The organism is Thalassotalea insulae, from assembly GCF_030161395.1.
GTDB classification, from domain to species: domain Bacteria; phylum Pseudomonadota; class Gammaproteobacteria; order Enterobacterales; family Alteromonadaceae; genus Thalassotalea_E; species Thalassotalea_E insulae.
The window spans coordinates 3,958,639-3,982,752 of record NZ_BSST01000001.1 but is presented as its reverse complement, the minus strand read 5'-3'; the positions used below and the strand labels follow the sequence as shown (position 1 = coordinate 3,982,752).

Annotated in this window: 21 protein-coding genes; 12 read left to right on the top strand and 9 right to left on the bottom strand. The window is 42.0% G+C overall.

The features are described from left to right. Positions 1-7: 7 nt before the first annotated feature. The 3 genes from QQK06_RS17850 to ppsA form a co-directional block, all read right to left on the bottom strand. Positions 8-424: a nuclear transport factor 2 family protein gene (locus QQK06_RS17850; protein WP_284246159.1), complete on the bottom strand. Its 417-nt coding sequence runs from the start codon at positions 422-424 to the stop codon at positions 8-10. A gap of 176 nt (positions 425-600) precedes the next feature. Further along, positions 601-2,394, bottom strand: coding sequence for a thiamine pyrophosphate-dependent enzyme (locus QQK06_RS17845; protein ID WP_284246158.1), 1,794 nt, complete (start codon positions 2,392-2,394; stop codon positions 601-603). A gap of 199 nt (positions 2,395-2,593) precedes the next feature. Continuing rightward, positions 2,594-4,972, bottom strand: a complete 2,379-nt coding sequence (gene ppsA / locus QQK06_RS17840) for a phosphoenolpyruvate synthase (protein ID WP_284246157.1) — start codon at positions 4,970-4,972, stop codon at positions 2,594-2,596. Positions 4,973-5,130: 158 nt separating this feature from the next. Between ppsA and ppsR the strand changes: the two genes are divergently transcribed. The 6 genes from ppsR to QQK06_RS17810 all read left to right on the top strand — a co-directional run bounded on the left by ppsR (position 5,131) and on the right by QQK06_RS17810 (position 9,951). Further along, entirely contained in the window at positions 5,131-5,940 is an 810-nt protein-coding gene (ppsR, locus tag QQK06_RS17835; protein ID WP_284246155.1) for a posphoenolpyruvate synthetase regulatory kinase/phosphorylase PpsR, read from the top strand. 136 nt (positions 5,941-6,076) lie between these two features. Continuing rightward, a complete protein-coding gene (locus tag QQK06_RS17830) occupies positions 6,077-7,129 on the top strand; it encodes a 3-deoxy-7-phosphoheptulonate synthase (protein WP_284246154.1) in 1,053 nt (350 codons plus the stop codon). 138 nt (positions 7,130-7,267) lie between these two features. After that, positions 7,268-7,900 carry a GyrI-like domain-containing protein gene (locus QQK06_RS17825; RefSeq protein WP_284246153.1) on the top strand — a complete coding sequence of 211 codons (633 nt, stop codon included), beginning with the start codon at positions 7,268-7,270 and terminating at the stop codon, positions 7,898-7,900. A gap of 31 nt (positions 7,901-7,931) precedes the next feature. Then, entirely contained in the window at positions 7,932-8,318 is a 387-nt protein-coding gene (gene rcsF, locus QQK06_RS17820) for an Rcs stress response system protein RcsF (protein WP_284246152.1), read from the top strand. After that, complete coding sequence (gene tsaA, locus QQK06_RS17815) at positions 8,319-9,032, top strand: tRNA (N6-threonylcarbamoyladenosine(37)-N6)-methyltransferase TrmO (protein WP_284246150.1); 714 nt, start codon at positions 8,319-8,321, stop codon at positions 9,030-9,032. Positions 9,033-9,063: 31 nt separating this feature from the next. Then, positions 9,064-9,951, top strand: coding sequence for a DMT family transporter (locus QQK06_RS17810; RefSeq protein ID WP_284246148.1), 888 nt, complete (start codon positions 9,064-9,066; stop codon positions 9,949-9,951). A gap of 70 nt (positions 9,952-10,021) precedes the next feature. Here the strand turns inward: QQK06_RS17810 and QQK06_RS17805 are convergent, their stop codons facing one another. The 5 genes from QQK06_RS17805 to sbcD all read right to left on the bottom strand — a co-directional run bounded on the left by QQK06_RS17805 (position 10,022) and on the right by sbcD (position 17,244). Further along, a complete protein-coding gene (locus QQK06_RS17805) occupies positions 10,022-10,516 on the bottom strand; it encodes an FKBP-type peptidyl-prolyl cis-trans isomerase (RefSeq protein WP_284246147.1) in 495 nt (164 codons plus the stop codon). A 57-nt stretch (positions 10,517-10,573) separates the two neighbouring features. Continuing rightward, complete coding sequence (locus QQK06_RS17800) at positions 10,574-11,461, bottom strand: DMT family transporter (protein WP_284246146.1); 888 nt, start codon at positions 11,459-11,461, stop codon at positions 10,574-10,576. 130 nt (positions 11,462-11,591) lie between these two features. Beyond that, positions 11,592-12,167 (bottom strand): DJ-1/PfpI family protein, encoded by a 576-nt coding sequence (locus QQK06_RS17795; RefSeq protein ID WP_284246145.1) that lies wholly within the window; start codon positions 12,165-12,167, stop codon positions 11,592-11,594. A gap of 14 nt (positions 12,168-12,181) precedes the next feature. Further along, entirely contained in the window at positions 12,182-15,943 is a 3,762-nt protein-coding gene (locus tag QQK06_RS17790; protein ID WP_284246143.1) for an AAA family ATPase, read from the bottom strand. Continuing rightward, a complete protein-coding gene (gene sbcD, locus QQK06_RS17785; RefSeq protein WP_284246141.1) occupies positions 15,940-17,244 on the bottom strand; it encodes an exonuclease subunit SbcD in 1,305 nt (434 codons plus the stop codon). The genes QQK06_RS17790 and sbcD overlap by 4 nt, the downstream gene beginning before the upstream one ends. A 217-nt stretch (positions 17,245-17,461) precedes the next feature. Between sbcD and ybaK the strand changes: the two genes are divergently transcribed. Then, positions 17,462-17,929, top strand: coding sequence for a Cys-tRNA(Pro) deacylase (gene ybaK / locus QQK06_RS17780; protein WP_284246140.1), 468 nt, complete (start codon positions 17,462-17,464; stop codon positions 17,927-17,929). A 3-nt stretch (positions 17,930-17,932) separates the two neighbouring features. On the opposite strand, the gene QQK06_RS17775 is transcribed toward ybaK, so the two are convergent. Beyond that, a complete protein-coding gene (locus QQK06_RS17775; RefSeq protein WP_284246139.1) occupies positions 17,933-18,982 on the bottom strand; it encodes a zinc-binding dehydrogenase in 1,050 nt (349 codons plus the stop codon). 210 nt (positions 18,983-19,192) lie between these two features. On the opposite strand from QQK06_RS17775, the gene QQK06_RS17770 reads away from it, so the two are divergent. From QQK06_RS17770 to QQK06_RS17750, 5 genes are all read left to right on the top strand, one after another. Beyond that, positions 19,193-19,648 carry a methylglyoxal synthase gene (locus tag QQK06_RS17770; RefSeq protein WP_284246138.1) on the top strand — a complete coding sequence of 152 codons (456 nt, stop codon included), beginning with the start codon at positions 19,193-19,195 and terminating at the stop codon, positions 19,646-19,648. A gap of 115 nt (positions 19,649-19,763) precedes the next feature. Further along, on the top strand, positions 19,764-20,909 hold the full coding sequence (locus QQK06_RS17765) for an efflux RND transporter periplasmic adaptor subunit (RefSeq protein WP_284246137.1): 1,146 nt from the start codon (positions 19,764-19,766) through the stop codon (positions 20,907-20,909). A gap of 12 nt (positions 20,910-20,921) precedes the next feature. Continuing rightward, positions 20,922-21,629 (top strand): ABC transporter ATP-binding protein, encoded by a 708-nt coding sequence (locus tag QQK06_RS17760; protein ID WP_284246136.1) that lies wholly within the window; start codon positions 20,922-20,924, stop codon positions 21,627-21,629. A gap of 2 nt (positions 21,630-21,631) precedes the next feature. Continuing rightward, positions 21,632-22,837 carry an ABC transporter permease gene (locus QQK06_RS17755; RefSeq protein WP_284246135.1) on the top strand — a complete coding sequence of 402 codons (1,206 nt, stop codon included), beginning with the start codon at positions 21,632-21,634 and terminating at the stop codon, positions 22,835-22,837. Then, positions 22,838-24,034 carry an ABC transporter permease gene (locus tag QQK06_RS17750; RefSeq protein WP_284246134.1) on the top strand — a complete coding sequence of 399 codons (1,197 nt, stop codon included), beginning with the start codon at positions 22,838-22,840 and terminating at the stop codon, positions 24,032-24,034. The last annotated feature ends 80 nt before the right edge of the window (positions 24,035-24,114 follow it).

Here is a 24,114-nt window from a genome sequence, read left to right as displayed (position 1 = left end):
CGTTAAGTTAAGCCCAGCCTAACTGTTGAAGGCTAATGGTATCATTCCAAATTTTAGTCATATGATTTATCACACCACCCTCAAATTGCATGACATAAACGTAATCAGCTTTAATCGTTTTCCCTGTAGGCTCACCTGGACCTCCGGGGCCTGTTTGTGTTCCATGAAAAACGGCATAGGCCGCAACAGAATTACGTTCTTGATCTTCCGCAAAAAAACGTAACTCATAACGACCATCAGGTATTGGTGTAAGTAAACCTTTCATCCAATCAGTGTACGCCTCGAGGCTTTTTATTTCAGCTAGCGCCGCTGCTTGTGCCGAAAAAGTTGCATTTGGCGAGCAAAATGACTTACAGACATCCCACCCCTTACCGGTTTCACAGGCTTCAAAAAATAATTTGCCTTGTTCTAGCATGTGGCTCATTTTACTTTCCTCATTTGAAAAGTTAATAGACAAATTAAATTATGGCTCAACACCACGACATATCAAGCTCTCTCAAACATTTAACGCAGGTTGAATTTATTATAAATGAAACAAGACCAAATGCCTTTTCGTGTGGTATTTCAGCTATATTATCGCGATATAGATGCCGATAATAATTAATTCATTTTTGTTAACGCCTGCCATTTCTCAACCGCCTCTGGGTGACCATTTTTTGCTTTGATATAAAGGTTCAGTAACCTTAGTTCGTTGCATTGTTTTTCTTCAGTGGGTAGTGCTAAAACTTCAATTAACTGAATGCCCTGACCTTGCAAGCTTTGCTCAAATACTTTTTTAAAATCAGCAACTGTTTGGCAACAATAAGAGTGGCCCTGATATCCCTTTACTACACTATGGACATCAAATAATTCGCTGTTGCAATGATAGATACTGGAGTCGCCACTTTTACCTAAATGAAAAACATTGTTACGCATATAAATAATAGTGACGTCAGTTTGATCTTTTAAGAAATGGATCAGTTCATTTAACTGAAAATGGAACCCTCCATCACCAATGATCACCACAGCACGGTCATGATTACCAGTTGCTTTGATTTTTTTAGCGACGGCTCTGGCATAAGGCAATGCTGTGCCCATAGCGCCATACCAAGGATTGGTCAGCCAAGCACGACCTAAACTACTTTGACGAACCTTTAAACTGTAACTGGCAAAGTAGGAATTTCCGACTTCAGGCAAATAAACAAAAGGGGTTGTTTGCTGCTGTTGCAGCTCATTTAATACGGGTGCCAGATTATTAAAATCAATCGGCTCAGCGGGGTTAACTTCATCTGCCTGAGTTTTAGCTTGCTCAAGTGAAAATTCAAACGGCGTGATATTCGCATTGATTAAATGCTCAAACACTTCAATAATGTCCCGCTCTAAGACCGTGCCCCCTTTAAGTAAGGTACGATTGTCAAAATTTTCTATTTTGTGAGTGCCTGTACCAAACGCGGTATTTGTATCTTGCGCGTAAATACTAGTCGCCACATCCAACACATAATCTACCTGTTGATCTATATATTCACCACCGATAGTTTGAGTAAAGACACCGTTATAGGCTCCCAATGATAACGGATGAAATTCATCAAATAATCCTTTAGCAAACCAACTGGTAGCAAATGGAATACGATATTTTTCCGCAAACGCCAAAATCAAAGATTTTAATTTTTCATTGTGTTTGAGCTTATCGCCCAAATACAACATAGGTGCCTGTGATTGCTCTAACTTACTGATGATTTTAGCTGCGATCATTTCACTACCACACAGCACATTGTCACCCCAGTAAATTGACTCAAGCGATGGTGGCAAACGTAGCAACTGGGTTTTACTAAACACCAGATCTCTTGGCACTTCAATAAATACCGGTTGTTTGGTTTTATAGGCTTGCGCCACTAAATGAAAAAAACGATTTCCGGCAACATTCGGCTGACTGCTGGCTCTATCGCCTTGTAGACGTTCAACTTTCATCCCAAGCGCAGCAAAAGCATTTAACGCATTGTCGTATTCCGTTTTCCAGGACGCATTCGGATGTACGGTATGATGAATCGCCTGCTGATGAACCTCAACCTCACCCGGCGCACCGGAAATAAACACAACAGGTAGACCTTCGGTCACAGCTAACGCCGCGGCGCTGGTACAAGGTAAACTACCAACCGTATAAGTAGTTAAACAAAAGCCTAAACCATCAATTTCTGCCTGAGCACAGGCGGAAAAACCGGCATGCATTTCATTACTGGACGGACAGATATCTAATCGCTGCTCCATCGCAGCAATTAAATTAGCGGCAAAATCACCGCCGACGCCATAAACAGTGTTACCACCAAAAAACTCAATCACATCTGCCATAACAGCGCCTAATAACGGCAAACTGTCACTGTAATCTTTACCAAAATTTGATTCGTATGAAGTCGTCATAATGTCTTCCCAATTGAACTAATGACGACACCATAAAGTCAGCCTAAGGTCACTACCCTGATCGAGATCATATTTTCGCTATCTAGCTTGACATTGTGCTCTAGCGTAACGTAATGAAAGGTTTACAGCCGTTGTAAATAGCATAAAAAAAGCCCAACGCACATTAATACGTTGGGCCTTATTATTTAAATAAGGATGATTAAGCTTTACCGTGTTGTTCCGCTAAATATAACCAGGTCGGTAGCACCGTATCTGGATTTAATGAAACGCTATCAATACCCTGCTCAACTAACCAGGCAGCAAAATCAGCATGATCTGATGGCCCTTGCCCACAAATACCCACATATTTGCCACGGGCTTTACAAGCTTTAATCGCCATAGCCAATAACGCTTTAATTGCAGGATTACGCTCATCAAATAAATGCGCAATTAAACCAGAATCTCTATCTAAACCTAATGTTAACTGAGTTAAGTCATTAGAACCGATAGAAAAGCCATCGAAATAATCAAGGAACTGATCCGCTAATAAAGCGTTTGATGGTAATTCACACATCATAATGACCCGCAGACCATTTTCACCGCGTTTTAAGCCATGCTCAGCTAAAATTTCAATAACCGCTTGTGCTTCTTCCAAAGTACGAACAAATGGGATCATCACTTCCACATTAGTTAAGCCCATGTCGTTGCGCACTCGTTTGATCGCTTCACATTCCAGGGCAAAACACTCACGGAAATCTTCAGAAATATAACGAGATGCACCTCGATAACCTATCATAGGGTTTTCTTCGTCCGGCTCAAATTCCTCACCGCCAACTAAGTTCGCATATTCGTTTGATTTAAAATCAGACATCCGAACAATAACTTTTTCCGGCGAATAAGCCGCTGCCAGCGTCGAAATTCCTTCGGTTAATTTAGCAACGTAAAATTCAACCGGATCGCTATAACCCGCCATGTAATCGTTGATTTCTTCTTTAAGCTCGTCTGATTGCTGATCATAGTTAATTAGCGCTTTAGGATGAACACCGATCATTTTATTAATGATAAATTCTAAACGCGCCAAACCAATACCTGCATGAGGTAATTTTGCAAAAGCAAACGCTCGATCCGGGTTACCAACATTCATCATGATTTTTAATGGTAATTCCGGCATATCATCTACGGTAGAAGTGGTCACTTTAAAATCAAGCAAGCCTTGATAAATAAAACCAGTATCACCCTCGGCACAAGAGACGGTGACTTCGTCACCAGCGGCTATTTTACTGGTAGCATCACCACAACCGACTACCGCAGGGATCCCCATTTCACGGGCAATAATCGCGGCATGACAAGTTCTACCGCCACGATTGGTCACGATCGCTGACGCTTTTTTCATGATCGGCTCCCAGTCAGGGTCTGTCATGTCAGTCACTAGTACATCACCGGGCTGGATCTTATCCATTTCTTCTAGTGAAGCTAACACTTTAGCTTTACCACTACCGATTTTCTGACCGATAGAGCGGCCCTGACAAATCACCTCAGCAGTAGTTTGTAACTGGTACTGTTCCATCACATTGCCACTTTCACGACTACGCACTGTTTCTGGGCGCGCCTGAACAATATAAAGCTTGCCGTCTAAGCCATCTTTAGCCCATTCGATATCCATTGGACGCTGATAATGCTGTTCAATGATCACTGCTTGTTTCGCTAACTGCTGTACTTCTTCATCAGTCAATGAAAATTGGTTAGAAAGGTTTTCTTCAACATCCACCACTTCCACTTGCTTGCCGTGTTCCTGAGTGTTGGTATAAACCATTTTGATCGCTTTTGAACCAATATTCCGACGTACCACTGCAGGATTGCCGTTGGCTAACGTTGGCTTATGAACGTAAAATTCATCCGGGTTTACCGCCCCTTGTACTACCATTTCACCTAAACCATAGCTTGAAGTGATAAAGACCACATCTTCAAAGCCCGATTCGGTATCGATAGAAAACATCACACCACTTGATGCAATATCACTGCGTACCATACGCTGAATACCAGCAGAAAGCGCCACGCCGCGATGATCATACCCTTGGTGAACACGATAAGAAATCGCTCTGTCATTAAATAATGAAGCAAATACGTGTTTAATTGCGATCATCACCGCATCAAAACCACGCACATTTAAGAAAGTTTCCTGCTGACCGGCAAATGAGGCATCCGGCATATCTTCAGCAGTAGCAGATGAGCGCACGGCAAATGAGGCATCGTCGGAGAACTCACCCGCTAATTTTGCATAAGCTTGTTCAATATCTTGCTGCATTTGAGGTAAAAACGGCGTATCTATGATCCATTGACGAATGGTGTTACCGCATTTTGCTAAAGCATTAACATCACTAACATCTAAACCATCAAGCAGTTGATAAATTTTGTCATTTAAACCACTTTGCTCTAAAAATTCATTAAAGGCGAATGATGTTGTCGCAAAACCGCCAGGAACTTGCACACCAACATTTGCTAGGTTTGAAATCATCTCCCCTAATGATGCGTTTTTACCACCAACACGGTCAACATCATTCATTCCTAAGTCTTCATACCAAAGTACGTTCTCTTGCACGACAAAATCTCCAAATAGGACAAAAAGTTAAGTATAGTATTTAATTATAGCGGTGATCATTTTACACTGCTCAACCAACAAACTAAAACACATTTAGAAAGTTTTCATATTTATTTTCATTCTTAGATATACAAAACTTATTACGTAAGGAATTTGTCATGCGCACCGCGTTTTATATCTCTGACGGCACAGCGATCACCTCTGAAGTTTTTGGTCATGCGTTGTTGTCGTTATTTCCGGTTGAATTTAATCACGACACCATTTCTTTTGTCGAAACGCTCGATAAAGCTTATGAAACCAGGGATAAAATTAATCGCGCAGCTAAACGAGCAGGCGAACCACCGTTAGTGTTTCACACCTTTGTTAATCCGGAAATCAGAGAAATTATCGACAGTAGCGATGCCATTATTTATAACTTTTTAGAGCATTTTGTCTCGCCACTCGAACAACAATTAGGCGTTAGCGCTAAACCCAAAGCTCATCGTACTCACAGTATTCATGAGAACAGCTATGATTACCGTATTGATGCGGTTAACTACTCGCTTGCCAACGATGATGGTTCTAATATTTCCAATTATGAACACGCTGATGTCATTTTAGTCGGAGTGTCCCGCTCTGGTAAAACGCCAACATCACTGTATTTAGCACTGCAATATGGCATTAAAGCCGCAAATTATCCGTTTACCGATGATGATATGGATGATTTAACTTTGCCAGATTTTCTTATTCCCCATAAAAAGAAAATTTTTGGTTTAACCATAGATGCCCCGCGACTGATGGACATTCGGGAAGGCAGAATGGCAAACAGTAAATACTCTTCCGCGCGTCAATGTCGGATGGAAGTCCGAGAAGTAGAAAAGCTCTATAAAAAAGAAAAAATTCCATATTTAAATACCACTAAGTTCTCGGTGGAAGAAATTACCGCAAAAATATTGAATGAAACCGGACTGCAAAGATATAAATACTGATCTGTTTCAAGTTATTTAAACTTTTACTAGCAAAGCTGTTCACAACGCCAGTGATTTTCTGTATGTTAGCGCGATAGAGTTGAGTCGCTGCATTGTATTTAGCTAAATACAATGCAGCCGAAAAAAAGTTACTTACATGACCATCAAAACAGATGAATTTAGAACGACACTCATTGAGAATTTAGTGTCGCCTGCTGAGCTTGCTGAGCAAATCCCCCTATCGGACCAAACCGCCGAATTTATTATCAAAAGCAGAAAAGAAATAGAAGCTATTATCAATGGTGATGATGACAGATTACTCGTTATCATTGGCCCTTGCTCTATTCATGACACTGAAGCGGCGATAGATTATGCTAAACAACTGAAGCAACTGCATCAGAAGTATCAAAACGAATTACTTATCGTCATGCGGGTTTATTTTGAAAAGCCCCGCACTACCGTTGGTTGGAAAGGCCTGATCAGTGATCCGGATTTAGATAAATCTTTTCATGTAGCTAAAGGGTTAAACCTGGCAAGAACGCTGTTAATGGAAATCAACGAGTTAGGTTTACCTGCCGGTACTGAGTTTCTCGACATGGTTACCGGTCAATATATTTCAGACTTAATTTGCTGGGGCGCCATTGGTGCTCGTACTACCGAAAGCCAGGTTCACAGAGAATTAGCCTCAGCATTATCTTGTCCGGTGGGGTTTAAAAATGGCACTGATGGTAATATTCAAATCGCCGTTGACGCCATTAAAGCATCCAGTGTACCGCACGTACTGTACTCACCGGATAAAAGCGGACAAATGTGTATTTATCAAACCCATGGCAATCCACATGCTCATGTGATTTTACGTGGCGGTAAAACGCCTAATTATTCCGTTCAAGATATTGAGCAAACATTAACTAAGTTAGCTGAAAATCAAATACATTCAGGGATAATGATCGACTGTAGTCACGGTAATAGCTATAAAGATCACACTAAGCAAATGGATGTCGCTCAAGATATTGCCAAGCAAATCACTCAAGGCCAACAAAAGATTTCCGGAGTGATGATAGAGAGCTTTTTGGTTGAAGGTAAGCAAAGAGTCATCGCAGATCAGCCGCTAACTTACGGTCAGAGCATCACTGATGCCTGTGTTGATCTTGAGGTCAGTGAAGATATGCTTGAATTGTTAGCAAACGCTGTCACTCAAGCCAGAGAATAATATTTAAAAAGAGCAGCTAGTCTGCTCTTTTTTGCCTTTAATAACCATCTGCATTTTTATCAACTTTTACTTGTTGACTTCCACTTTAAAACACTGTTATTTTATACAGTCACCTAACAGAGTGATAGTAAAATAATAATGTCAGCAAAATATGAATGGCGAAAACAAGAAAAAGCAATCTATCTGCCAAAAAACAAGCCTGAAATCATCAACGTACCAGCAATGAATTTTATTACCCTCGCTGGTGAAGGCAACCCTAATTCTGAGCAATTTACACAGCATATCGCCACTTTATACGCTGTTGCCTACGCGATCAAAATGACCTTAAAAAAAGCAGAAAATACGCCGGCAAATTATCAAGACTTTACCGTCTATCCCCTCGAAGGCATTTGGGATATTAACGAGCAAGCAAAACAACAATTTAACGGCACCATCAGTAAAGACGATCTGGTCTATCAGCTAATGATCCGCCAACCACATTTTGTCAGTGAACAATATTTTCAGCAAATGCGTGAACAAGTCGTAGAGAAAAAAGCAAATCCATTGCTTAAACAGGTAAAATTTGAAACTATCACCGATGGAAAGAGTATTCAGATGTTGCACTTAGGAAAGTTTGAAGATGAACCACTAAGCTTTGAGCAAATGGAAGCCTTTGCTGACGCTGAGGAATTAGTCCGCTTATCAAAAACTCATCGAGAAATTTACCTTTCAGCCCCCCGGAAAGTAGCGCCAGAAAAACCAAAGACCGTGTTACGTTTTTCGGTAGAATAGTACATCAAATACCAACATTAAGATCTTGCATATGAAACACATCATAGTAATCATTATCACCAGTTTGCTACTTAGTGCATGCGCACAACATTATTCAGTATCAACCAACCTAGATAAAAAAAATTTCACTGAGTATTTTTCTCCTGCTAAGGTAAAAATTTATCCAAATGAACAAGCTTTCAATGCTAAATATCATTATTTAGCCGCTGTTGAAGGAGAGTCTTGTCAAACGGACAGTCGCCACGAACCAGCAAACGAAGTTACCGCTCGTACTAACACCAGACGCAATGCGTTTGAGCTTGGTGCCAATGCCATTATTTTTACCGGCTGTACCTTAATTGATTCTGCGGAATCAGATAAGCAATGCATTACTACCCGCGTCTGTTACGGCAAAGCCTATCAAGTAGAGCAGCGCTAAATGACACACTCAGCAACCTTTCAATTAAACACTTTAGGGGTGGTGACATCTCCATATGATGAAAAGTTTGCTATTCCTCGCCAACCCGGGCTTGTTAGCGCCGCTAAAGGGAAAATAACATTAACAGGTGATGCTAATAACGTCGAGTTAGTGCGCGGATTAGAGCAGTTTAGCCACATTTGGCTATTATTCATCTTCCATGGCACCGCCGAACAAGGATGGAAACCTTTGGTTAGGCCCCCCCGATTAGGCGGTAATAAGAAACTCGGTGTACTGGCAACCCGCTCCACTTTTCGGCCAAATCCTATCGGTATGTCGGTGGTAAAGTTAGATGAGATAAAAGTTAATAATAAGCAGGTAGAGCTGCATATTTCCGGTCTGGATTTACTGGATAACACCCCAATTATCGATATTAAACCTTATATCCCGTATTCGGATGCGTTAACAACTGCCAATGCCGGATTTGCCGATCAAGCGCCAGATAATAAGCTTGACGTTCATTTTACCCTCGCAGCACAATCAACTTTACAGCAGCTTAACGATAAAATCCCTGAATTAAAATCACTGATCACTCAGGTATTAGCACAAGACCCTCGTCCGGCCTATAAGCAAGCAAAGGGCGATAACAAAATTTACGGTATTCGTTTGTATCAGCGCAATATTAAGTGGCGTCTGATTTCCGCCAGCACGATTGAAGTATTTGAAATAAGCTAACACTTTAATTTATCTCGCAAGGAAAGTAACTATGATAGTTCGTCCGATAGTTGAACTGCCGCTACTCGCCGCCATTTGGGGTGGCTCATTTTTATTAATGAAAATAGGCGGACCGGAATTTGGCCCTATACTATATATGGCACTACGTACTATTATCGCTAGCATATTTTTACTGATTTTACTCGCTCGCAAGCAGCAGTTAACAAGCTTAATATCCCATAAAAAACAACTGTTTATTGTTGGCTTAATGAATACCGCGATCCCCTTTGTCTTATTTGGCTGGGCAACTTTAACCTTGTCTGCAGGCAGTACATCCGTACTCAATGCCACGGTTCCTATGTTTGGTGCTATCGTTGCGTTTTTCTGGCTAAAGGACAGGCTAAATATCACTGCAATACTAGGTTTATGCCTTGGTTTTCTAGGTGTTTACGTATTGATGCTGGATAAAATCAATGCGCCTGATAGTCAGGTAATTATACCGATGTTTGCCGTACTATTAGCGGCATTGTTCTATGCCATTGGCGCAAATTACACTAAAAAATATTTAACCGGATTAAAGCCACTGACCTTAGCCACCGGCAGCCAGCTCGCCGCAAGCTCGGTGTTATTACCACTGAGCATGTTTTATTTTCCAAGCCAATTGCCGAGTATTGCCGCCATTAATTCAGTATTATTATTGGGAGTACTATGTACCGGCTTTGCCTATATTTTGTTTTTTCGCTTAATTGCTGAAATGGGACCGACTAAAGCGATTTCCGTCACTTACTTGATCCCGGCCTTCGGTTTGTTTTGGGGTGCTGTATTTCTTAAAGAAACCATCACGTTAACCATGCTAGCCGGTTGTGCCTTAATTTTAATAGGGGTTGCATTAACCACGGGGATGTTGGCAGTATTTAAACGTACCGCCCTCAGTAATTAATAAAGCGTAAAGTCAGCAAAATAAAAAAAGCCGACAAATTGTCGGCTTTCTCATATGGTAAACTGATTATTTAATGATGATGACCACCAACGCCGTGGGCATGACCATGCTCGACTTCTTCATCAGTGGCATCGCGCACATCAATCACTTCAAGATCAAAAGTTAACACTTTACCAGCAAGTGGTGGATTAACATCGACAGTAACCATAAAACGTCCTGGCTTAATCACAGTCACTTGACGTTGCCCCTGCTCGGTTTCAACCACAGCGACCATCCCCGGCTTCCACTTAGCATTTTTAGACGGCAGACCTAATAAATGTTTAACCGGTACACGTTGGATCAGATCTTCTTTACGCTCGCCATAAGCATCTTCAGGTTGTAGGGTCACCGAAAACTTATCACCCGCAGCTTTATCCGTTAGCGCCTTTTCAACACCAACCAACATATTGTTAAACCCATGCAAATAGGCTAGCGGATCAGAGCCTTTTGAAGACTCCAGTTCTTTACCGGCTTCATCTTTTAAAGTGTAGTGAAACTGCACAACTTTTTTATCAGTAATTTTCATTATCTTTCCAAATGGACAATTGTTTTGCGCGAGTGTAACAAAAAGCAATAGCAGGCTCTACGCCCATAGCAACAAAATCACCACACTAGCAATAATTAACACCATCCCCAGATACTCTCTTAACGAAATTTTTTCTTTAAAAATACGATAAGTAAGGATCAAGGTAATAAAAAACTCCACTTGCCCTAACGCTTTGACATAAGCGGCATTTTGATAACTAGCACCGGTAAACCAGCCAATAGAGCCAAGCACACTGGTAATGCCTACAAACAAGCATAAACGCCATTGTGACACCATAGTTTTTAACTGCTTGCTATCAGTAACAACGATATAAATTAATGAAATCAACGATTGCGTCACGATCATAAATACTAAAGCGGTCGCTGCACTGACCATCAAATCGGTATTTAATGCCAGACTGGCTTCACGAATAAGCAAAGTAGTAATCGCAAGTCCTAAGCCTGATGCCAGACCAAAGCCGGCGCCCGGATTTTGAAAAACGTCGGCGTAGGTAAACCTAACTTTCGAGACAATCAATACCCCAATAACACCGATGATCACCGACAACCAACCGAGTAAACTCAATGACGCAGAAAATACGATAGCACCGACCACCGCCACTTGAATCGCTTCAGTTTTTGACAAACTGGTCGCCACGGCAAAGTTGCGATATTTAAATGCCGCTACTAAACAGGCCGTGCCGAGAATTTGCATCACACTGGCAATAAGTGCATAGATAACAAAGGACTCAGTTAACTCAGGTATGGGGATATCGCGATAGTCTACTATCCAAACCAGGTAGCCAATCGCAAAAGGTAAGGCGTAGAGGTAGCGCACTGCCGTTGTTGCCATGGCATTAAGATGCCCTGATAATTGTTTTTGTCCTGCAGTACGTACCGCCTGCATAAAGGCGGCGAGTAAAGTGAAATAAACCCAGGTTTCCAATTCAGTAACCTATTCAATGGATGAAAATAGAAAAGACTAGTATTTTAAATAACTTAATCACGGATGTCGTTAAATTATTCAGTCCAAAACGTTATATTTGATACTCACTATTTCTCGCTTTCTTTGCGGGTTAATTAGTTTGCCAGTCAAATTCCATTTGTTTTGCCGTTTGTGTAGCCAGTTGCCGAGAGTACAGCCGTTCTATTAAGTGCAAGCTCATATCTATACCAGCAGAAATGCCTGCCGATGTAATAATTTTTCCTTGATCAAGCCACCTGAGATCAGAGCAAACCTCGACATCAGAATATCTGGCCTGTAAATTGGCAATATCCTGCCAATGAGTCGTCACTTTTAATCCTGACAATACCCCTGCTTCTGCCAGTAAAAATGCGCCAGTACACACCGAGGCTAAAACATTCACCCTAGTGTACTGCCTGGCTATCCAGTTAATCACAGGTTGATTAAACATTTCCTGGTCATGGATACCGCCAGCAACAATCAGCACATCAAGTGGCGGATGCTCCGCAATGGAATAATGTGGCGTGACAGTAAAACCGCCGCGCGCCTTAACCGGCGCAGTGCTTTGTCCAATAAGCAGCACCTGATGCGGCTGTTCAAGAAAACGATTAGCGGTTGAACACACTTCAAATGGCCCGGAAAAGTCCAGCACCTCTGAATTCTGGTAAATATAAATGCCAATATTCATATTATTTCCTTATTTTAAGCCTCAGCTGTTACTGCAGTGAAACGATACTGTTTATCCAGTTCACTGATACCAAGCCCTGCTTTTTTATGGACCTTAATTTCCACCGGAATACGTTTTTTTAACTCTTCAACATGACTGATCACACCGATCATTTTGCCACTAGCGTTTAAGTTATCGAGCGCATCTAATGCGATATCTAAAGTTTCGCTATCTAACGTACCAAAGCCTTCATCTAAAAATAGTGAATCGATACTGGTTTTCGCACTGGCAAGCTCAGATAAAGCTAATGCTAACGCCAAGCTCACTAAAAAGCTTTCTCCGCCGGATAAGGTTTTAGTATCTCTGACGCTATCTGCCTGCCAGGTATCAACCACCAAAAGACTAAGCTTTTCATCATCGCTACAACTGAGTTGATAACGGGCGTGTAATCGAGCCAACTGAATATTCGCTAGATGTACCAAGTGTGCCAAGGTCAGGCTTTGGGCGAAACGGCGGAATTTATCTCCGGTTGCCGAGCCAATTAAACCGTTAAGGTAAGATAAATCATCAGCAAATAGCTGCTGCTGACTAATTTGCTCTGCTAAGCCTAGTTGCTTCACCTTATTTTGCTGATCTTGTTTCAATTGTTGCTGTTTCTGTCCCTGCAATTGCTGGGTTTGTTTTAATATTTGAGATAACGCTGCTAATTGCTGCTGACAATATTCAACATCATTCGCTCTAGTTCCTGCGTTATTAAGCTTTTCCTCCTGACTAATTAAACCCGCCAATTGCTGCTGATAATTGGCTAATTGCACATTCGCTTTTGCTATTTGTTCTTCTATTCGCTTGGCTAACGTGGTTAGCATTTGTTTTTCATCAGCCGGTAATAATGCGTCGATAAATGCCGCTTGGCTATCAAACTCACTGTCTGCCAGTGCTTGTTGCCATGCAAGATGCTTTTGCTCATATTCAGGGGTTAGATCACTTAACTGGGTAGTTAAGCTATCGATGCGTCCTTGTATTTTTGCTTGCTCAGCCTGCTTGTTATTAAGATTGCGCTGATTTTCCGTTAACTGCTGAGCAAGCTGTTGTTTGTTATGGCTTAACTGCTGGCGAATTTCTTCGGCTGATAGTTCGCCAACAAGTGCCTGACGCTGCGCAATTAACGCCGTTAATTGTTCGTTGTACTGACTCACCGTTTGACTCATTTTAGCCCGTTCGTTAACGCTTCGTTCAATACTAAGAGTTAATTGCTCAATCGCCTTTTGTTGTTCTTTTAATTCGTCATTGACCGTGGTTGATTGTTGCTGCTGTTGTTTTAACTGCGCAAGCTGTTGCTGCTGTTGTTGACACCAGCTGAGCAAATTATCCGGCGCGATCAGTTGCTGCCCGCCACTCGCATTTTGAATAAATGCTAATGAATGCTCTGGTAAATATTGGCGAATTTCACTTATAAGCGCTTGCTGCTCAGCAGTTATTTGTTGCTCGGCGCTGACTAATTGCTCAGTTAATTGTTGCGCCTGTTTTTGCAAATGAGATAACTGATTTTCTTTAACTGCCAGCTGACTTTTTTGCTCATTTTGTTGTTGCTGTACCCCATTTATTTGCTGAGTTAATTGTTCTATCGCCTGTTTATCGGCGATAAACTGTTGTTGTTGCTGTTCTAATTGTTGCAAGAGACTTTGATTATTTTCTTTTTGTTTTTCAATTAGTTCAACGTCCCCCTTCAACAAATCACCTGGTAACGCATAACTAAACTCTTGCATTGAATGTTGCAGGTTTGTCTGACTTTGTTGCAATTCAGCGATGCGCTGCTGGCAATGGAAAATATTATTATCGGTGGTCGCCAATTCGGTTTTAATGTGATTACCGTGCGTTTCTAAATCAGTCAATTGCTGTTTTAATTGCGTCAGTCTGTGCTGCTGTTCATCACTCACGCCATGCTGATACTGCTCAACATAAGGGTGCTCAGTTGAGCCGCATAACGGACAAGGCTGCTCTGCCTGCAGCTGCGTCCTTAACTGTTCAAGTGAACGAATAGTTTTTTGCTGTTCGACAATGGTTTCCATATCCTGAACACTGTCTCGGCACTGCTTATATTGAGTACGACATTGATTAATTTTTTGCTCAAGCTGAGCTTTCTGTTGTTGCTGACTGACTAGTAAATTTTGCTGTTCCGTTAATTGATCAGAGGTTTGCGTAAGTTGCGTGGCCAAAGTGATTAACTGTGAAAACCCTTGCTGACGCTCTCTTATTTGTTGTAACTCCTGTTGCAATCCAGTTTCATTGTCACAATTCACACTAGCTAACACTTGTTGCTGCTGCTCATTAAGTGATTGCAATTGCTGATTAAATTGCTGTAAAACTGGCTCTGTTTCAGCCAATTGCTGCTGCACTTGATTTAGTACTTGTTGTTCTTGCGCTAGTTCTTTCTCTATCCCTGATTGTTGTTGAGTTAACAGGCTTATTTGCTGTTGTTGCTGAAGCAACTGTCCGCCTTGATGTTGCCATAGCGGTAACTTATCTTCGAGCGATAATAAATAATGTTGTTGCGACAACTCCTGCTCTAATGCTTGTAACTGAGTACGCTGTTGTTGTTCAACCTGTTGCAGATCGGCTAACTGCTGTTGCTGCTGTTTAAGCTCAGCCGTTAATTGTTGTTCATTCTCGTTACTGGTCTTTAATTGCTCATGGGTAAAACTTATTTGGCTATCGAGTGGCATGACCTGTTCGACCAGCTGCGTTTCTTTTTGCTCAAGCTCTTCAACTTGTTGCTGATGGTGCTTTTCAGTCTGCTGAAATTGCGCTTCAACGCTTTGTAGTAAAATTTGTCCCTGCTCACCTTGCAACTGACTTGCTTTAAGCTGATCAGTAAGCTGCTGCTGCTGGGCAGATACTTGTTCAAACACACTAAATACCGGCCGTAAGTATTCTGCCGGCTCAGCCAATGCCAATTTAGCAAACGCACTTTGATTATCAACAGCAAGCTGTTTGCTATCAGTAAGCGCTTGTTCAGCCTGTTGCTGCTTTTGCGCTAATTGGCTTTGCTGCTCAAGATTATTAAGCAGTGCTTGCCAGCTTTTCTGACTTTCAAGTTGCGCTTTTTCTTGCTCAGTCAGCTCTAATAATTGCTGCTCAATCTCAGCTATTTGCTCGTTACTTAACAGTTCAATGTCACTGCTCTTTTCCTGTAAACGTTCAAGTTGTTCCTTTGCCGTTTTGTTTTGTTCAAATACCCGCTGAGAGATCAAGCTATAAATCTCAGTACCGGTTAATTGCTCTAACAGCTCGGCGCGATCTTTATCCTGAGCGTTTAAAAATGCCGCGAATTGCCCTTGTGATAACATCATCGACTTGGTAAAACGAGCAAAATTAAGGCCGGTGATCTGCTCTACTTGCTGCTTAACGTCAGATATTTTCGATGCGAGGATATCACCGTCGAGTTCTGCCAATTCCGCCACTGGCTTTTGTAGTTTACCATCAATCGCCCCTTTCGCTCGGCGCTGGCTCCAAAATGCCCGATAGCCTTTACCTTTTACCTCAAACTCAACTTCCACTAAACAGCTGGCGCTATGTCGCGTCATTAACTGATTTTGATTATCAGTAACACTGCTAATTCGTGGTGTTTGATGGTACAACGCTAAACAAATAGCGTCGAGAATGGTGGTTTTTCCGGCACCGGTTGCGCCAGTAATAGCAAATAGTGCGCTGGAGTCAAATGGCGGCTGGCGAAAATCAATGCACCAGGCACCTTTTAATGAATTGATATTTTCAAATCTTAGTGAGAGTATTTTCATTTGCTCGCCTGCTGTTGTTCTTCCTGCAGCGGCTGTTGTTCTTCAATAGCTTCCTGGTGGCTCACTTGATCGGCAATTTCATTAAACAATGTCGTTAAGCGCGTTTTACGCTGCTCTGCCTGTGGATCAGGCCAGCTTTCCAGTGCTAAACGCGTATCAAACACATCTTGCAATCTGAGCTCTGCTAAGGTCGTATTTTCCTCAGTCACCGAATTTAGCGCTCGGTTTTTCTTTGCCCTGCGCACTAAAATCACTTCAACCGGAAAATCGTGAACAATTTCATCAACCCGCAAAGTTAAATCATTCAAATAATCACTATGACTTAACTCGATATCGAGCCAGATCCTACACTGTTCATCACTTTCTCCTGCTTGTTGTTCGGCTAAATGATCAGTAGCCGTTAGCATTGTTAGCCGCTGCTTAAGACTATCGAGATCTGTTTTTACCATCTCCATCGGCTGAAAACACGGAATAGCAAGTTCAGTAACCTGAGCAAGTTTGCCTTGAGAAAAATCAACTAGATTAACGCTCTTTTGCTGCGCAGCTTCATCAAAGCTTAATGGAATAGGAGAACCGCAATAACGGATATGCTCAGATTTTGCAACCTTTTGCGCCTGATGAATATGACCAAGCGCGATATAATCTACTTCGGGAAAACACTGTGCAGGGAATGCCTCTAAAGTACCAATATAAATATCACGCACTGACTCACTGCAACTGACGCCAACCGTGGTTAAATGACCGGTTGCCATAATTGCCACTTGTTCACCATATTGCTGATGTGCTTGTTCAACAAGTTGCTGATAATGTGCCTGAATTGCCTGCTGTAACTGCTGTTGTTTATCTTTTGCCGACTGCCCACTGCTACTGACAACAACATCTCGTGGTCGGATAAATGGGATCGCGCAAACCACGAGTTGCTCCCCTTTGGCATTAGTCAGTGAAAGCAATTGTTGCGCTGTGACACTAGATGCTTGGGTAACCACATAACAGCCTAGCTGTGCCAATAACGATTGAGATTCACCTAACATAGCAACCGAATCATGATTGCCCGCCAAGACAATCAGTTGACAATTAAGCTGGTGCAAGCGAACGATAAAATCAAAATACAGCTCTCGCGCATAACTTGGCGGTGTCCCGGTATCAAAAACATCCCCCGCGACAACAATTGCGTCAATTTGCTGTTCCGTTACCTGTACTAATAGCCAGTTAATAAACCCCTGATGCTCTTTAAGACGACTTTTGCCGTAAAAATTTTGTCCTAAGTGCCAATCAGAGGTGTGTAAAATCCGAAATGTCATTCACTATGAAATTATTGTTTTTATGATAGTAAAATTTTACCTTACTTTTGGGACGAACAGAATCGCATTTGCAAATTTGTCCTAAGCAATACATAGTATTTAAACAAAAAGTTAAGATACTTATTCTTGATATTCTCATAGATGAAGTAACTTGCATTACCATGCTAAAACACAGAAGAAACACTGTGTCGAATAATAAAGTTTAAAAGGTTAATACGTGACCCCAGCAGTCAAACAGTTAGAAAAATTAGCAATTTATTATCAGTTACATCAATATCATCATGATAAAACCAATCACAATTATGGTTTAGAAGCGGCAGAAAAACTGAACATAGCGGCAGAAAAAATTTTTAAAACACTGGTCATTGAAACTGAAGCGCATCAATTCGCTGTTGCTATCGTACCGGTAGCTCAACAGCTAAATCTCAAAGCTACGGCTAAAGCACTTAACGCTAAAAAGGCGATCATGGCCGCTCCAAAAAAAGTACAAACTACTACCGGGTATGTTTTAGGCGGAGTAAGCCCTTTTGGTCAGAAGAAAAAGTTGCCGACGATAATCGACAGCAATGCACTCAAACACAGCGAGATTTACGTTAGCGGTGGTAAACGTGGTTTAGAAATAGCTATTGCGCCAAGTGATTTACTTTCAGTACTTAACGCTATTCATGCCGACATTGCCGATTAAGCATCACTGCTCGGGTTTAAGGATGACCTTACCATCACTTTTATGTTGGGCATAATGATCTAGTGCTGCCGGGAAATCTTCAAAGCCGGCTGTTTGATAAATATCGGTATGAAAAATACCCTGCGCAAACAACGATTGCACACGCCGGCTCAACTGGAACACTTGTAACGGATTAGCGTCCCGCATATATTTAGCTAGCCAGAAGCCTTCAATTTTAATATCACGAAATATTACATCAGCGACGGAAAATAGGCCGCCTAGCGGGTGATACGTTTCCGTTAATCGGCCATAGACAATAGCGGTCGAGCCATTAGGCATAGCTTTTAACACCCTAGGAGTATCTTCAGCAGCTACGGAATCAAGTAGCACACTGGCCTGATAGTGCTGACAAGCATTAGCTAACTGCTCACTATATTTTTCATCCGTCGTTAATAGCACCTTATCTGCACCTAGTTGCTGCAATACTTCAAGATTTGACTGACTACGTACTGTCGCAATCGTTTTTATATTATGGCGCTTAGCATAACGGATCACTCCTTTGCCAACCTGACTAGCCGCAGCATTAATCACAATCGCTTTCGCACCAAGTTGTTTTGCCCGTTCAACTAAACACACCGACGTACAAGGGTTAACAATCAATGTTGCAGCCTGTTCATCACTAATCGACTTGCGCACTGGCAGACAATAATTGGCTTTAGTTATCGCATACTTTGCCCATAAGCCATCTTCTCCGGGTTGCGCCGAAACTGCCACTCGCTTACCGGTTAACCATTTACCATAAAGCCCAGCATTAGCATCAATGACAATACCGACACCTTCAAAACCAACATAAGCACCATTATTGGGCGCAAGGCCATACTTTCCTAATAAATACACCAGATCAGACGGATTAACTGGCGCTGCCAGCATCTTGATTAGCACCTGTCCCTTTTTTAGGGCCGGCACTGGTTTTTCTCTCAGCTTGATACGCTTTGATGAAGGTAAATTTGCATCGTCGGCCAGATTTAACGCATAGCCAAGATTAATCATTTTTTGTTGCGGGCGCTGAGACAAAATAAGGTTCCATTATCAATATAATTGCAATCAAGGTTAACAGGTCTTACCACTATTAAAAAGCTGAAACACGGCAAAACAATACATTCAATAATCATGGTCACGACTGTGGTAACTATAGTGGAAACATTTCACTTAACAAAACAGTAAAACTACAGAAAGTGTTTATGCTAATCTGAAAGTGAAGCTAAACCAAAATGAGCACAGAACATGCAATATAAAACCATTAACGCACCTGAAACAAAATCAATTTCCTTAGTCGCCCACGACAATATGAAAGCAGAATTAATTCAGTGGTGTAAGGAATACCAAACTACATTGCAAGCTCATACTCTCTACGCAACCGGTACCACAGGTCTGCATATCGAAAAGCACACGGAATTAACCATCAATAAACTGATCAGTGGTCCATTAGGGGGTGATCAGCAAATTGGCGCTTTAATAACCGAGCAAAAGATCGATGTCATGATCTTTTTCTGGGATCCTCTGGAAGCCCAGCCGCATGATCCTGACGTCAAAGCGCTATTACGACTTGCTGCAGTATGGAACATTCCCGTCGCCTGTAACCGAGCAACTGCGGACTTGTTGGTAACTTCACCGCTATTTTCATCAAGCTACGCAAAGTCAATTCCTGACTATCAGCAATATATTCAATCGAGGAGCTAATTTTTCTAACGCTTGCGACAGTTACAATTTTTAAACAATAACTCTTAATCTAGATCATTGTTGTCAATGACTATTTCCCCTAGTATAAAATAGTGTTGAACAATGGATTAATACTATGTGGAAATGGTTACGTTGGTTATTGCTGGCACTGCTATTAATGGCCCTTTATTTATGGCTTAGCCAAGATAAAACCATAAAAATCAAAGTAGTGCATGCCAGTCATGGTACCGTTGAACAAACAATCGCAAATACTCGAGCGGGCACAGTTACAGCATGTCAGCGAGCAAAAATGTCACTCCCTATAGGCGGGCAAATAGAAAAAATACTGGTAAAAGAGGGGCAACATGTCAAACAAGGCCAGCTGTTGTTGTCTTTATGGGCTAAAGACAAACAGACGAAAAAACAACAATTACTTGCCTTAGTCCGTGCCAGTCAAGGTCACAAAAATCAGGCCTGTATCTTGTCAGAAAAAGCGCAAAAAGATGCCAAACGGCAAGTGAGTTTGTTACAACAAAAACTGACTTCAGAAGAAAACTTAGAACAAGCACAAGCACAAGCAGATGCTGCTCACGCCAACTGTTTGGCGTTAACCGCTGAAGTTCAGGCTAATCAGGCAGCGGTAAAAAATATTGATGCCTACTTAGAACAAAATTATTTAACCGCACCGTTTGACGGTATTATTGCCGAAATCACCGGCGAAATAGGTGAATACACCACCCCGTCTCCACCTGGCGTTGCCACACCACCAGCTGTGGACATATTAACCGATGATTGTCATTACATTAGCGCGCCGATTGACGAAGTTGATGCCGCTGATCTAGCAATAGGTCGACCGGTAAAAATCACTCTAGATGCCTTTCGCGGTCAAACCTTTGCAGGCACGTTAAAGCGTATCGCCCCTTATATTCAAGATTACGAGAAACAAGCGCGTACCGTGACAGTTGAAGTCGCTATTGATAACCACCAGTCTCCCCACTTTCTGGCCGGCTATAGCGCTGATATTGAGGTTATTTTAGCAACGAAAGAAGATGTGCTAAGACTGCCTTCAGATCTGATCATAAATAACGAGCACGTTTTAGTGGTTAATCAAGATAATATTATTGAGCGCCAACCTATAAAAACCGGGATCAGCAACTGGCAATTCACTGAAATTGTCCAGGGCCTGAGTACAAAAGATAAAGTAGTAGCCTCTATCGGTTTAACGGGCGTTACTACAGGTGCCAAAGTCGCTATTGAGACACAGCAGACAACAGGGAACTAAAAGAGCATTACTATGAATGAAATTGCCATTAAGCTCACTGATGTCAACAAAAGTTATCTGATGGGAGAACAACCATTACATGTACTCAATCATATTAACCTGACCATTCGTTCTGGTGACTATATCTCTATTATGGGGCCGTCGGGTTCAGGTAAATCTACCTTACTTAATATCATCGGCATGTTAGATCAAATCGATTCCGGTGCTTACCAGCTTCTATCAAAGGAAACATCACGATTAGATGAAGAACAACGTGCACTGTTACGACGACAACATATTGGCTTTATTTTCCAGAATTTTCATCTGATCCCCAGATTAACTGCATTTGAAAATGCCAGCTTACCCTTGATGCTCGACGGTAAACCCCTGACAGAACGCCAGGAAATTGTGACACCACTATTTCAACAACTCGGCATTGAACATAGACTCCATCATTTACCAAAGCAGCTTTCAGGCGGACAATTGCAGCGTGTAGCAATTGCCAGAGCAACCGTGATGTCGCCCAATATATTGCTAGCGGATGAGCCGACAGGTAACCTCGATCAAGCTTCCGGCATTGAAGTTATCGAGTTACTCGAACGTTTAAATACTCAGGGCATCACCTTAATTGTCGTGACCCATGATAAAGCCCTGGGCAAACGCGCACGGCGACAGTTAACTATGGTAGATGGCCAGATAGTAAAAGACAGCACTAACGCAATAGAAACCGAGAGTAGCTAAGCATGCGCGTACTCGATAACCTTCAGTTTTGCTATATCGCACTTGTGCGCCACAAAATACGCACCGGGTTATTGTTATTAGCAGTTGCTATCGGTGTTACTTCCGTTTTATTGTTAACCAGCTTAGGCGAAGGGGCACGGCTATTTATCGAACAAGAATTCTCCTCTCTTGGTAATCAGATGCTAGTGGTGCTGCCGGGAAAAAAGGAAACCACTGGCGGTGCAGTGCCTATTTATGGAACGTCTCCTAGAGACCTCACTATTGACGATGCTAATGCGTTAAATCAACTGCCCAGCGTTGAAACTACGGCTCCTATTATCGCCGGTACTGCGTTGGTCAATTATCAGGGATTAAGCCGTGAGGTGATCACCATTGGCAGTTCAGCCGCGTTTTTTGAGGTCAGACAACTAAAATTACAACAAGGGAAAATATTACCACAAAACAGCAATGACCGCGCATCAGCCGTATGTGTCCTCGGCTATAAATTAAAAAAACTCCTGTTTGGCCAGCAGCAAGCATTGGGCCAATGGCTGAAAATTGGTGGTCAGCGTTTTCGCGTTATTGGCGTATTGGAAGAGCGCGGTGAATCCATGGGACTCGATATGCGTGATATGGCAATTATCCCGATACGCTCAGCAGAAAGTTTGTTTAATGCCCCTAGCCTGTTTCGTATCGTACTGACGTTAAAACAAGCGGGCAGTGAAAGCTATACCGAAAAAAGAATTCGAGAAGTGATCGCGAAACGTCACGATGGAGAAGACGATATTTCCATTGTCAGTCAAAACGCCCTGCTTAATTCCTTTAACAACATCATCACCTTAGTAACGGCAGCAATTGGTGCTATTGCCGCCATTAGCCTGATCGTCGCCGGCTTTTTGATCATGAATGTTTGCTATGTCTCTGTCAGTCGCAGAAAAAGTGAAATAGGACTGTTAAAAGCATTGGGAGCCAGTAAAAATGAAGTCCGTCGGCTGTTTTTAACCGAATCGGTAATCTTAGTCAGCATAGGTGTGACCATTGGTGTACTTGTTGGTTACAGTCTGGTTTTTCTTGCTCATCAATTATGGCCTGGCTTTCCATTACGCATCCCCTGGTGGGCGACGATATCAAGTACCCTGCTTGCTGCCATTATCGGTATTCTCTTTTCCTGGTTACCAGCTTCCATGGCGGCTAAACAAGATCCTGTTATCGCATTACGGGGTAGCTAGATGAAATTTAGTGATATTTTTTACTGGGTTAAAACCTCGATATTATCTCAACGGATCCGTGCATTATTAACCATTGCCGGCTTTGCAACCGGCATGGCAGCCGTAGTGCTAATGAACTCTATTGGTGAAAGCATGAGAAATTATGTATTGCAAGAGTTTACCCAGTTTGGCAGTAATATTATTGCGGTAACGCCAGGAAAAACAGAAACTTTTGGTATGGGTGGATTACTAAATACCGTCCGACCATTATCATTAAATGACAGTGAATATTTAAGTCATTTATCCGCGATCAAATATGCTGTACCTGTGTTAATGGGCACAGCCAAAATAAAGTACGAACAAAAAGCAAGATACACGGATGTTGCCGGAGTCAGTGATAAAGCGATAGACGCCTGGCAGCTAACGCTAGCACAGGGCAAGTTTTTACCTGCCGATGATATGTTAAGACCAAGAAGTTTTGCCGTACTTGGTGCTAAACTCAAGCGGGAATTGTTCGGCAGCTCTAGCGCTGTTGGTCAGAATATTCATATCGGCAGTCAGCGATTCAGAGTCGTTGGTGTATTAGCAGACAAAGGCCAATTTATCGGACAGGATCTCGATGATATGATCTATATTCCAGCCGCTAAAGCAATGCAGCTATTTAATCGCGAAAGCTTAATGGAGCTCGACTTATTCTATCACCAAGGGATATCAACTGAGCAAGTCAGCAAGTTAGTGAAATCTAAACTTATTCAGCGCCATGGTATGGAAGATTTTACCCTGATCACTCAAGATGACATGATAAAAAGTTTAGATAATATACTGGTTATTATCAAAATGGCGGGTTCAGGATTAGGCTTGATCTCATTGATTGTCGGTGCCGTTGGTATCGCTACGATAATGTCGATAACCGTCACCGAACGTACCAGTGAAATCGGTTTACTACGGGCACTGGGATTTTCAGCCCTTGATATTCGTAATTTGTTTTTAGCCGAAGCGATTTTGCTGGCAGTATTTAGCGGAGTTATCGGCTACTTCATTGTTTTCATTATCTTGCTGGTAGCGAAATTACTCTTAGTCAGTGTACCTGTCACACTCAATATTATGGTATTAGTAATTGCCGTGCTGTTTTCAGCATTGATCGGTTTAGTTGCTGGCGTATATCCGGCAATGAATGCCGCAAAACTAACGCCTATCGATGCACTTAGAACGGAATAAAGCGCCTGTCTGTTCATCTAACAACAGCAAAATAACAAAAGCGATTTGACAAATCTTGGTTATTTTTCTAAACCTAAAGA